This window comes from Pseudomonas sp. ME-P-057 (genome assembly GCF_030208975.1).
In the GTDB taxonomy this organism is placed as follows: Bacteria; Pseudomonadota; Gammaproteobacteria; order Pseudomonadales; family Pseudomonadaceae; genus Aquipseudomonas; species Aquipseudomonas lutea.
The window spans coordinates 77,770-90,066 of sequence record NZ_JARVSX010000016.1; the positions used below are offsets into that span (position 1 = coordinate 77,770).

The 12,297-nt window shown below is 60.5% G+C and carries 8 protein-coding genes; 2 read left to right on the forward strand and 6 right to left on the reverse strand.

The window, feature by feature from the left end:
• The first annotated feature begins 782 nt into the window (after window positions 1-782).
• Window positions 783-3,512, forward strand: coding sequence for a magnesium-translocating P-type ATPase (gene mgtA / locus QRN48_RS08690; protein WP_285350072.1), 2,730 nt, complete (start codon window positions 783-785; stop codon window positions 3,510-3,512).
• A gap of 158 nt (window positions 3,513-3,670) precedes the next feature.
• On the opposite strand, the gene QRN48_RS08695 is transcribed toward mgtA, so the two are convergent.
• Window positions 3,671-4,852, reverse strand: a complete 1,182-nt coding sequence (locus QRN48_RS08695; protein WP_285350074.1) for an acetyl-CoA C-acetyltransferase — start codon at window positions 4,850-4,852, stop codon at window positions 3,671-3,673.
• Window positions 4,853-5,190: 338 nt separating this feature from the next.
• Between QRN48_RS08695 and QRN48_RS08700 the strand changes: the two genes are divergently transcribed.
• Entirely contained in the window at window positions 5,191-5,760 is a 570-nt protein-coding gene (locus tag QRN48_RS08700) for a hypothetical protein (RefSeq protein WP_037018135.1), read from the forward strand.
• 96 nt (window positions 5,761-5,856) lie between these two features.
• Here QRN48_RS08700 and pgi read toward each other — a convergent pair whose 3' ends face one another.
• From pgi to QRN48_RS08725, 5 genes are all read right to left on the reverse strand, one after another.
• A complete protein-coding gene (pgi, locus tag QRN48_RS08705; RefSeq protein ID WP_191946006.1) occupies window positions 5,857-7,521 on the reverse strand; it encodes a glucose-6-phosphate isomerase in 1,665 nt (554 codons plus the stop codon).
• A gap of 342 nt (window positions 7,522-7,863) precedes the next feature.
• On the reverse strand, window positions 7,864-8,715 hold the full coding sequence (gene panC / locus QRN48_RS08710; protein ID WP_285350078.1) for a pantoate--beta-alanine ligase: 852 nt from the start codon (window positions 8,713-8,715) through the stop codon (window positions 7,864-7,866).
• Window positions 8,712-9,512 carry a 3-methyl-2-oxobutanoate hydroxymethyltransferase gene (panB, locus tag QRN48_RS08715; RefSeq protein ID WP_037018141.1) on the reverse strand — a complete coding sequence of 267 codons (801 nt, stop codon included), beginning with the start codon at window positions 9,510-9,512 and terminating at the stop codon, window positions 8,712-8,714. The genes panC and panB overlap by 4 nt, the downstream gene beginning before the upstream one ends.
• A 210-nt stretch (window positions 9,513-9,722) precedes the next feature.
• On the reverse strand, window positions 9,723-10,205 hold the full coding sequence (folK, locus tag QRN48_RS08720; RefSeq protein WP_285350081.1) for a 2-amino-4-hydroxy-6-hydroxymethyldihydropteridine diphosphokinase: 483 nt from the start codon (window positions 10,203-10,205) through the stop codon (window positions 9,723-9,725).
• A gap of 6 nt (window positions 10,206-10,211) precedes the next feature.
• Window positions 10,212-11,609, reverse strand: a complete 1,398-nt coding sequence (locus QRN48_RS08725) for a polynucleotide adenylyltransferase PcnB (RefSeq protein ID WP_037018147.1) — start codon at window positions 11,607-11,609, stop codon at window positions 10,212-10,214.
• Window positions 11,610-12,297 lie beyond the last annotated feature (688 nt).

The following is a 12,297-nucleotide window of genomic DNA, read 5'->3' on the forward strand; positions in this document are numbered from 1 at the left end:
CGTTTGCCTGCGTGATCCTTGTTCACCGCACCATTGAGGCGTCCGGACTGCCGCCTTCGCCAGCAAGCTGGCTCCTACAGGTTTTGTTTAACCTGCGCAGTCCTCAGCCCCGCCGATCATTTGTAGAGCGCGCTTGCCCGCGAACGCGTCATTTCATTCACCCGATACCTCGCATGGATCACCACAATTCCTCATCCGCTGCAATCCACTGTAGAAGCCGGCTTGCTGGCGAACACGCCTGTTCAGGCAGCCTATTTGCCGACTGATACACCATATTCCCGGGCAAGCGCGTTCCTGCAAAGGGTGCCTGACATCGATTCCTGAACCTCTCCTGAAGGCAACGGCTTTATCCCCCGCATGGCGCATGCTGGCGATTTACTCTCATACAACCCGGGCGTATTCTTCGCCCGTTTTCAACCAATGCGGAGACCCACAGTGGGTACTTGTTCGAGTGACAGACGTCAGCCGGTGATAGAGACCGGCCAATCCTCGGCTCGATAACGCGCAGTTTTTCCGCTGCCGCTATCTCGCCGACCACGTGAGAAGCGGCAGTGCCCGCAGCCTCTGTCCAGAGCCTGCGCTGTTGCCCTTTCCCTGACGCCCAAACCTGCGTGATGACCGACGCGTCTGTCGTTCGTCTGCGCATCGGACGCGTGCGGCCTCTGGTCGTGCGTGGCCGCCTGCGGGGCCTGCTTGTAACGAGCATGGCCCGAAGGTCGGCCGTACCTGCTCAAGGTTCCTGTGCTTTAGCTCCAGCAGCCTTCAGTCCAGGGGACACAGCCATGAAATACACCCTCCTGAAAGAATTCCTCGCAGACCTCCTGCGCTCGCGCACCCTCGGCAGGCACTTCCGTCGCCTGGCGACCCTCGACAGCGTGGCCGAAACCACCGTCAGCCGCGAAGTCCCGCCCACACTTGCGCAAACCCTGACCCGGGGCGCCAGCAGCGAGGTGCCCGAATTGCTCGCGCGCCTGAACAGTCACCCCGACGGCCTCAGCGAAACCGAAGCGCAGGATTTGCGCGCTCGGCATGGACTCAACGAGGTCGAGCACGAACAGCCGCAGCCTTGGTGGGTGCACCTGTGGCACTGCTACAAAAACCCGTTCAACCTGCTGCTGACCCTGCTGGCGTTTATCTCGTGGCTGACCGAAGACATGAAAGCCGCCACGGTGATTTTCTCCATGGTGGTGTTGTCCACGCTGCTGCGCTTCTGGCAGGAGGCCCGCTCCAATCAGGCAGCGGACGCGCTCAAGGCAATGGTCAGCAACACGGCGACCGTCATGCGCCGCACCGACAGCACAGCCTCCGGCGACGCAAGGCAGAAACGCATCGAGCTGCCCATCAAACAATTGGTGCCGGGCGATCTGATCGTGTTGTCCGCTGGCGACATGATCCCTGCGGACTGCCGCGTGCTCAGCGCCAAGGACCTGTTCGTCAGCCAGGCTGCCATGACAGGCGAATCCATGCCGGTTGAAAAATTCGCCCGGCGTCAGGATGTGGATACCGGCAACCCGCTGGACCTGGAGAACATCCTGTTCATGGGCACCAACGTGGTGTCTGGCGCGGCGACCGGGGTCATCCTCGCCACCGGTAATCACACGTATTTTGGCGCCCTGGCGCAGCGGGTCAGTGCCACCGACCGCGCGCCGACCTCGTTCCAGGCTGGGGTCAACAAGGTCAGCTGGTTGCTGATCCGCTTCATGTTCGTGATGGCCCCGCTAGTGCTGTTCATCAACGGCTTTACCAAGGGCGACTGGATGGAAGCCTTGCTGTTCGCGCTGTCCATCGCCGTGGGATTGACCCCTGAAATGCTGCCCATGATCGTTACCTCGACCCTGGCAAAAGGCGCGGTCTTCCTGTCACGCAAAAAAGTCATCGTCAAGCGCCTCGACGCCATTCAGAACTTCGGTGCCATGGACGTGCTGTGCACCGACAAGACCGGCACGCTGACCCAGGACAAGATTTTTCTCGCCCGTCATGTCGACGTGTGGGGCGACGAATCCGACGACGTTCTGGAAATGGCCTACCTCAACAGCTACTACCAGACCGGGCTGAAAAACCTGCTGGATGTCGCCGTGCTGGAGCACGTCGAAATTCACCGGGCGCTGCAAGTGGGCACTGCATTCAGCAAGGTCGACGAGGTCCCGTTCGACTTCAATCGTCGGCGCATGTCCGTGGTGGTACAGCAGCAGGGCGAGGCGCACGTGCTGATCTGCAAAGGCGCGCTGGAAGAAGTGTTGAGCGTGTGCAACCGCGTGCGCCACGGTGATGCCGAAGAAGCGCTGACCCCTGAGTTGCTGGAGCGCATCGTGCAGGTCACCGCCGCGTTCAACGAAGAAGGCCTGCGCGTGGTGGCAGTGGCGGCGCGTGCCATGGACGCAGGGCGTGATGTTTACGGCTTGGCCGACGAAAGCGACCTGACTCTCATCGGTTACGTGGCCTTTCTCGATCCACCCAAGGAAAGCACCGCGCCGGCCTTGAAGGCGTTGGCCGAGCATGGTGTCGCGGTGAAGGTCCTGACCGGCGACAACGAACGCGTCACTGCCAAGATCTGCCGAGAGGTGGGCCTGGAACGTCAAGGCCTGCTGTTGGGCGGCGACATCGAGCGCATGAGCGATGCCGAACTCGCGGTTGCCGTCGAGACCACCAACGTGTTTGCCAAACTGACGCCTTCCCACAAAGAGCGCATCGTGCGGCTGCTCAAAGCCAACGGCCACGTGGTGGGGTTCATGGGCGACGGGATCAACGACGCGCCCGCGCTGCGTACCGCCGACATCGGTATTTCCGTGGACAGCGCGGTGGATATCGCCAAGGAAGCGGCGGACATCATCTTGCTGGAGAAAAGCCTGATGGTGCTGGAGGAGGGCGTGCTGGAAGGCCGGCGGACCTTCGCCAACATGCTCAAGTACATCAAGATGACGGCCAGTTCAAACTTCGGCAACGTGTTCTCGGTGCTGGTGGCCAGTGCGTTCATCCCGTTCCTGCCGATGCTGCCCATGCACCTGCTGGTGCAGAACCTGCTGTACGACATTTCGCAGATCGCCATCCCGTTCGATAACGTCGACGAGGAACTGCTGAAGAAGCCGCAGCGCTGGCAGCCCGCCGACGTAGGACGCTTCATGCTGTTTTTTGGGCCTATCAGCTCGATCTTCGACATCACCACTTTTGCGGTCATGTGGTACGTGTTCGGCGCCAATACGCCAGAGCACCAGACCCTGTTCCAGTCCGGCTGGTTTGTGGTGGGTCTGCTGACACAAACCCTGATCGTGCACATGATTCGTACGCCGAAGATCCCGTTCCTGCAGAGCCGTGCAGCGATGCCGCTGATGATAATGACCGGGGTGATCATGGCGGTGGGCATCTTCCTGCCGATGGGCCCGCTGGCGCACTACTTTAAACTGCAGGCGTTGCCACCGCTGTACTTCGTCATCCTGCCAGTCATCCTGATTGCGTACGTGGCGCTGACCCAGGCAGTAAAAGGGTTTTATGTGCGCAAGTTTGGCTGGCAGTGATGTGCATATGACGCATTTCGCGTTGTAGGACCGCATATCCCTTGTAGGACCGGCTTCAGCCGGGAAGGCGTCAGGCGTCACCCCGCAAAATTGAGGGTGTTCACACCGGCCTCTTCCCGGCTGAAGCCGGTCCTACATGTGGGTTTCCGGCCAGGCTGTTATGATCGGGACAACGCCAACGCCACGCCCTGTCCACCGCCAATGCACAGCGTCGCCAAGCCCTTTTTCGCGTCGCGCTTGATCATCTCGTGGAGCAACGTCACCAGCACGCGGCAGCCCGATGCGCCGATCGGGTGGCCGATGGCAATGGCACCACCGTTGCCGTTCACCTTGTCCATGTCCCAACCCAACTCCTTGCCCACCGACAGGGATTGCGCAGCGAACGCCTCGTTGGCTTCGATCAGGTCCAGCTCTTCCAGCGACCAGCCGGCCTTGTCCAGGCAGCGGCGGGTTGCGCTCACCGGGCCAATCCCCATGATCGCCGGGTCTACACCGGCGTTGGCGTAGGCGGCAATGCGTGCCAGCACCGGCAAACCCAGCGCCTCGGCCTTGTTGGCGCTCATCAGAATGACCGCCGCTGCACCGTCGTTGAGTGACGACGCATTACCGGCCGTTACCGAGCCCTCTTTCTTGAAGGCCGGCTTGAGCTTGGCGAGCGATTCAGCGGTTGTGCCAGCGCGTGGCTGCTCGTCGGTCGCGAAGGACAGCGGATCGCCTTTGCGCTGAGGGATCAGAATCGGCGTGATCTCGTCGACAAAACGCCCGGCCTCAATGGCCGCAGCGGCCTTCTGCTGAGAAGCAGCGGCAAACGCGTCCTGCGCCTCGCGGCTGATCTGGTATTTCTCGGCGAGGTTCTCTGCCGTGATGCCCATGTGGTAGTCGTTGAAAGCATCCCACAAGCCGTCGCTGATCATCGTGTCGACCATGGTTGCGTGGCCCATGCGCAGACCCGTGCGCGTGCCCGGCAGGACGTAGTTGGCCAGGCTCATGTTCTCCTGCCCGCCCGCGATGATCACCTCTGCATCGCCGCAACGGATCGCCTGAGTCGCCAGGTGCAGTGCTTTGAGGCCCGAGCCACAGACTTTATTCAGCGTCATGGCCGGCACAGCGAACGGCAAGCCCGCCTTGATAGCGGCCTGGCGTGCGGGGTTTTGCCCGGCGCCGGCTGTCAGCACTTGGCCCATGATGACTTCATCAACCTGCGCACCGTCCAGGCCAGTCTGCGCCAGGAGTTGGCGAATGACCGCCGCGCCCAGTTCCACTGCAGGAATATTCGCCAGCGAACCCTGGAAACTGCCCACGGCGGTGCGGGTGGCGGCAACGATTACGACGTCTTGCATGGTGCTAATCCTCAGCGATGGGGAAGCTGCGCCGGCCTGCGTTTGAAGAGGCATAAAAGAGAGGGCGGGCAGCGGAATCAAGGGGTGCATGGTTGCATGAATGACGATGGTAATTTAAGCCCTTTGTCGGCAGGACCACCGAATAGAGGTCGGACCGAGCCTGCGGCCACACCTGCTCTTGAGCTTTTCCTTCCAGTCGTGCGGCTTTCCTACGGAAACATACGACAAAACGTGTCTCGGCTTCCCACGGCAATCGGGGATGGGGCTGATTTCCGCCTCAGTTCACGGCATGGACAATCGCCGGCCATTCCATTGCTGACCTTTCAGGAGCCACCCTTTTGCCGAACCCCAACCATGGCGACCAAAGCGGCGACCATAGCCTGAACGTAGGCGTCGGTGATTTTCGTGGCGCCAACGTCAATATCAGCAACAGCGAGCGGCCCACGTTCACACCCGAGCAGCTGTACATCGAGCGTCACCCGGCATTCGGTGGCCGCAGTCTGGACAGCAGCAGCGTTTCCAGTTTCGGCTACATCACCGGTGCCGCCAGCCTGATCGGGTTGTACTTCACGGTATTCCAGCCGCCCCTGGGCGGTCAGAGCTCGTGGTCGACGTTCTTCATGTTTTCATTCGTCGTCGCGGTCATGGCTGTTGCAATGTCGGCGGTGCTGCGTCGGCGAAAGTTTGACCATTTTTTCGGATCGCGACATTACCTTGAGATGAGTCAAAACGGCCGCTTGGCCGTCAATCGCCTGACCGCGCAGTGCCCCTGGTGCGGGTCGTTGATGCACTTGCGTCACGTCGGCCCCAAGGAAGGGCCCCGAGAAGACCTGTTTTTGTGTGAGCGCAATCCACGCCAGCACACCATTCAGCTTGACCCGACGGCGCTGCCGGATCTTGAGGACTGAGCCGAATCACGAAAGCCCATATGCACAAAACCCGCTGCCTCTTGCGAGGAGCGGGTTTCATTTGCTTCAGGGTCAGCACCTACAGCAAGTCAGGTATCAGCCGCGGTGACGACCGCGGAAGTAATTGATCAAGCCTTGAGTCGATGCGTCTTCGGCATTGGTCTCGTCGGTGCCGACAAGTCGGCTGTAAACGTTTTTGCCCAGTTCCTTACCCAGTTCCACACCCCATTGGTCGAAGGCGTTTGTGCCCCAGATAACGCTTTGCACGAATACCTTGTGTTCGTACATCGCGACCAGCGCGCCCAGACGGCGAGGGCTGATGCGCTCGACGACGATGGTGTTGCTCGGGCGATTGCCTGGGATGACTTTGTGCGGCGCGACGCGCTTCACTTCGTCTTCCGCGACGCCCTTGGCGCGCAGCTCGGCCTCGGCCTCGGAGCGGGTCTTGCCCTGCATCAATGCCTGGCTCTGCGAGAGGCAGTTGGCATACAGCCACTGGTGGTGGTCGGACACCGGGTTGAAGCTGACGATCGGCACAATGAAGTCAGCCGGGATCATCTGGGTGCCCTGGTGCAGCAACTGGTGGTACGCATGCTGACCGTTTGCCCCCACGCCGCCCCAGATCACAGGGCCCGTGTCGGTTTTGACCGGCACACCGTCCTGGCGAACGCTTTTGCCGTTGGATTCCATGTCCAGCTGCTGCAGGTGCTTGGTGATATTGCGCAGGTAGTGGTCGTACGGCAGGATCGCGTGACTTTGCGCACCCCAGAAATTGCCGTACCAGACACCCAGCAGGCCCAGCAGAACCGGCATGTTTTCTTCAAACTCGGCGTTCTGGAAATGCTGGTCCATGGTGTAGGCGCCGGACAGCAGCTCCTTGAAGTTGGACATGCCGATCGCCAGGGCGATAGGCAGACCGATCGCCGACCACAGCGAATAACGGCCGCCGACCCAGTCCCACATCGGGAAGATGTTTTCTTCACGGATACCAAACGCCACTGCGGCGGCATTGTTGCTCGAAACGGCGATAAAGTGGCGATACAGCTCGGCCTCGGAACCACCTTGCGCCAGGTACCAGGCGCGGGCCGCCGTGGCGTTCTTCAGCGTTTCCAGGGTGGTAAAGGTCTTCGACGAAACGATGAACAGCGTGGTCTCGGCGCGCAGTTTCTGCGTCAGCTCGTGCAGCTCAGTGCCGTCGATGTTCGCCAGATAATGGCAGCGGACGCCTTTCTGCGCGTAGGACAGTAGCGCTTCGGACACCAGCTCAGGGCCCAGGAAAGAGCCGCCAATACCGATGTTTACCACGTCGGTGATCGGCTTTTCGGTGTAGCCGCGCCACAGCCCATCGTGGATGCGCCCGACCAGGTCAGTGATCTGATTGAGCACTTTGTGGACTTCCGGCATCACGTTGACGCCGTTGACCAGCAGCTTGTCGCCGACCGGACGACGCAGCGCGGTGTGCAGCGCTGGTCGGCCTTCGGAGGCGTTGACCAGCTCGCCGTCGTACTGCGCCTTGATGGCTTCTTTCAAGCCGACTTCATTGGCCAGATCGACCAACAGCTGTCGGGTTTCGGCCGTGATGAGGTTTTTTGAGTAGTCGAGGAACAGCCCGGCACTGCTGAGGGTGAATTCGTCGAAACGCTTGGGGTCTGCGTTGAACGCCTCGCGCATGCTGAAATTCTGCATCGCTTTGCGGTGATCGTTGAGCGCCTGCCAGGCGGGCAGAGTCGTAACGTCATGAGGAGTGCGGTAGTACGCCATCGCTGCGGGTTTCCTTGTACTTGAACTGCTCTTTTGGACACTGAAAAGCAGGATTGGACATGAATTCTTGGGTGCATCGGAGACTAGTCCCCGGCAACGCCGATGTCTGCGCCTTGCTTTACCTTTGCTCGGTACTTTTTCTCACAGGGTAATTGCCGGTGTGACACGAACTGTATCGGTATGGCATTGCAGGTAAGTCGAAAGTTCATCGCCAGCGCCCGTAACTCGCTGGCTGGGCTGCAACCGTGGCACGGCGCAATGAGCATAGGCGCAGATGGTGATCCGATCACGTGACTTTTGCTTCATTCAGGAACGGATGCTACCTGGCGCCGCAGGGGCTGGTTACTCCTTGACCAGATGCAGGTTGTCGATCAAGCGAGTCTTGCCCAGAAACGCAGCGCCCAGCACGACCAGATCCTGGTCCTCCGAGGTCGCAGGGCGCAGGCTGACGGCGTTGCGAATCTCAAGATAGTCCGGACGAAAACCCGCCGCTTCGAGTGCCTTCACGCCGTCGCTCAGCAGTTGGTTATGGTTCTGGTCGCCGCTTCGCAAGGCGTCGCCGATCTGCTTGATCACACGGTACAGGGCAGGCGCCGCAGCGCGCTGGTCTTCGCTCAGGTAGCCATTGCGTGACGACAGGGCCAGGCCGTCGGCGGCACGCACGGTGGGTTCGCCGATGATCTGAATGGGCATGTTCAGGTCGCGCACCAATGCGTTGACGACCGCCAGTTGTTGAAAGTCTTTCTGGCCGAAAATCGCGATGTCCGGCTGGACCATATTGAACAGCTTGCTGACCACTGTAGAGACACCGTCGAAGTGGCCGGGTCGGCTGCCGCCGCACAGGCCCTCGGAAACCACCGGTACGCGAACGATGGTCTGATCGGCCATGCCGTGCGGGTACATCTCATCGACGGTCGGCGTGAACAGCAGATGGCAACCGGCCTGGAGTAGCTGCTCCTGATCGGCCGCCAGCGTGCGCGGGTAAGAAGCCAGGTCTTCGCTGGGGCCAAATTGCAGCGGATTGACGAAGATGCTGGCGATCACGAAATCGGCACGCTGCACCGCTTTGGTCACCAGCGCGATGTGGCCACTGTGCAGGTTGCCCATCGTGGGCACCAGAGCAATGCGTTTGCCTTCACTGCGCGCGCGGGCAACGGCGGCGCGCAGTTCGCGAACGGTTTTGACTGTGTTCATGCCGAGAATCCGTGTTCTGGGGCGGGGAAGCTGAGGTCTTTGACCGCACGAACATACGCGCTGATCGCTGACTGAATGTCCGGCTGGCCGGTCATGAAATTCTTCACGAACTTGGGTACACGGCCGGTGATCGACAACCCGAGCATGTCGTGCAGGACCAGCACCTGGCCATCCGTGTCGATGCCGGCGCCAATACCGATGACCGGAATCTTCACGGCGTGGGTGATTTCCTGGGCCAACTCGGTGGGCACGCACTCCAGCAAAATCATCGCCGCGCCCGCTTGTTCCAGCGTGATGGCATCGGCACGCATCTGCCGTGCCTGCGCTTCCTGACGGCCCTGCACTTTGTAACCGCCGAGCACGTTTACCGCCTGAGGCGTCAGCCCCATGTGTGCGCACACCGGAACGCCGCGTTCGGCCAGCAGCCGGATCGAGTCCGCCAGCCACGCCGCGCCCTCGATCTTGACCATGTGCGCCCCGGCCTGCATGAGCATGGCGCTGTTGGCGAAGGTCTGGTCAGGGGTGGCGTAGGACATGAACGGCAAGTCGACAAGAATAAGAGCGCCCTGATTGCCGCGTTTGACGCCAGCCACGTGGTACGCCATCTCGGCGGTGGTCACCGGCAAGGTGCTGTCATGGCCTTGAAGGACCATGCCCAGCGAGTCGCCGACCAGCAGGACTTCAACACCTGCCTGGCTAGCGGTATGGGCAAAAGTTGCGTCGTAGCAGGTCAGCATGGTGATTTTTTCACCTTTCTGCTTCAGGGCCAGCAGGGACGTAACGGTGATGTCGGGCATGGAAAGTCCTCATTCAGGCGCTGTGAATACTGCGGCGAGCAACGCGTGATTCATCTTGGGAAGCAGGCACATCGTCGTTTCGCGATGTTTGCAACGGCCTGTTCCGCGCCTTGTGGCCGGTCGCCCGGCTTTGGGACGCTTATCTTCGTGAGGAGGGGGCGCGAAGTCAATTCCAGGTGTGACGGCTGCACGTGGGCACCCGCCATTGCTCTAGCCCGGCAATCGCTCAAGGCCTTCAAACGGGCATCCGGCCAGCAAATCATCCAGCCGACGGCCATCGGCAAAGGTCAGGCCGGGCGCCAGTTCGGCGAGCGGATACAGCACGAACGCGCGCGCTTGCATTTGATAGTGCGGCACCTTCAAGCGTGGTTCGTCGATGAGGCGGCTGCCGAACAACAGGATGTCGAGGTCCAGCGTGCGCGGCCCCCAGCGTTCCTGCCGCTCGCGGCCCTGCTGATTCTCGATGGCCTGCAACGCATCGAGGAGCGCCAGCGGGGGAAGCGACGTGTCGAGCGCCGCAACGGCGTTGGTGTAGCGCGGCTGACCCGGCAGCAGCGAGTCGCTGGCATAGAAGGAAGACACCCCTGACAGGCTGCTTTGCGCCAGCCGGGCCATTGCCTTGAGCGCGTCGCGCAGTTGCTCTTCTGGATCGGCCAGATTACTGCCCAGGCCGATATAAACGCGCTCGATCATCAGCTGTTATTCCGAACCGTCGACGCCAGCGCGTTTGCGCTTCCCGCTACTGCTGCGACGGCGTTTGCGCGGCCCTTGGCCAGTGGCATCAGGCTTGCTGCCCAGGTCGCGAATCATGTCGCGGCGACCCGAATCGTTGGCGTCCTGATATTCGGTCCACCACTCGCCAAGTCCGTCGGTTTCTTCTCCGGCGGATTCGCGCAGCAACAGGAAGTCATAACCGGCTCGGAAACGCGGGTTTTCAAGCAGCAGGTCAGCGCGCTTGCCGGAGCGACGTGGCAGACGCTCCTGCATGTCCCAGATCTCGCGGATCGGCAGCGTGAAGCGTTTTGGAATCGCGATACGCTGACATTGTTCGGTGATCAATTCGTGAGCCGCTTCCTGCATGGCGGGAATCGGCGGCATGCCGCGTTCCTGCAGACGCAGCACGCGAGCGGGCAGGGCGGGCCACAGCAAAGCGGCAAACAGGAAAGCCGGTGTGACCGGTTTGTTCTGTTTGATGCGCAGGTCGGTATTGGCCAGCGCCTCGCTGATCAGCGTGTGGGTGTAAGTAGGGTTGTATTCCAGCGCCTTTGAACTGGCCGGGAACAGCGGCTCGAACAGTTCAAGATCCACAAGCATTTCGAACGTGGCTTCCGCGTACCCCGAGAGAAACAGCTTCAGCACCTCCTCAAACAGACGTGCAGAGGGGATGTCGCGCAGCATTGGCGCGAGCGGACGAATCGGCGTTGCGCTGTGTTTTTCGATGCCGAAATCCAGCTTGGCGGCAAACCGCACGGCCCGCAGCATGCGCACCGGGTCTTCCTTGTAGCGCTGTTGCGGGTCGCCGATCAGGCGGATCAGGCGATTGCGGATGTCGTGGACGCCGTTGGCGTAGTCGAGCACGCGCTCGGTGACCGGGTCATAGTAAAGCGCGTTGATGGTGAAGTCCCGGCGCTGGGCGTCGTCTTCCAGCGTGCCGTACACGTTGTCACGCAGGATGCGCCCGCTCTCGTTGCGTGATGACTGGTTGCTGTCTTCATCTTCGTCGTCAATCGGGTGATTGGCGCGGAACGTAGCGACTTCGATGATTTCACGTCCGAAATGGATGTGTACCAGCTTGAAGCGACGGCCGATGATGCGGGCGTTGCGGAACTCGGCGCGGATTTGCTCGGGCGTGGCGCTGGTGGCAACGTCGAAATCCTTGGGAGTGATGCCAAGCATCATGTCGCGGACGCAACCGCCGACCAGATACGCTTGATAGCCCGCAGTCTGCAAGCGCTCGACGATGTTCACCGCATAGCGGCTGAATTGATTGCGTTGCAACGAATGCTGGCTGCTGCTGAGCACCTCAGGCGTTGTGCGCACGTGTTGCTGCGGCTTGCGCAGTGGGGAACGGAATGACTGGAACAGCTTCTTCAGCATGGGATGCACTGTTTGAAGGAATATTCGGCCAATTTCGAAGAGTGACCGCACGATGGGCGGGGATTCTAGCATTTAGTCGGGGGATGGTGTAGGAGGCAGCGCATCGGACAGGTGAGCGCCTTGACTGCAAAGGGGCAGCGGCGGGAAAACGGCTGTCAACAGCGGGTGCGAGGTGCGGCGGGCGGGGATTAAAACGCGGATGCTACTGGGGGAGCCGAAGCTCCCCCAAAGTGCGTGCTCTTATTTTTATTGTCTGATGGGCTTTTTATTTTTGTTGACCGCCCATTCACGGCTTTCGCCAGTGAACTCTCCCAATCGGGAGTCAAGAGCAAACGGATTGCTTTGGTCGCTGTGCGGCAGTGATCTCTCGATCCAACCAGTTCAGGCTCTACCTAAGGGTAGTTTTTGTTGTTCTCGGCCTGGTTGCGGGACAAGTCCCAAATGCAACGCCTCTCCAAAAGAATCAGTTAGCTGCGCCTCCGCCGTGTTGTTTTTGTTATGCGTGAGTCGATTCGTCTTGTTTTTATTATGTTGGTTTTGCAGGTGACTGATTTTTGTTGTTCTTGTACGAATACCTATAGCAGTACCTGTGCCAACTTTCGCAAACCTGGCTGCAAGCCTTTGAAATCAAGGGTGTGGCAAATTGACGCTATTTTCCGCCGGCGAAAAAAAACCGGGGAGTCGTTAC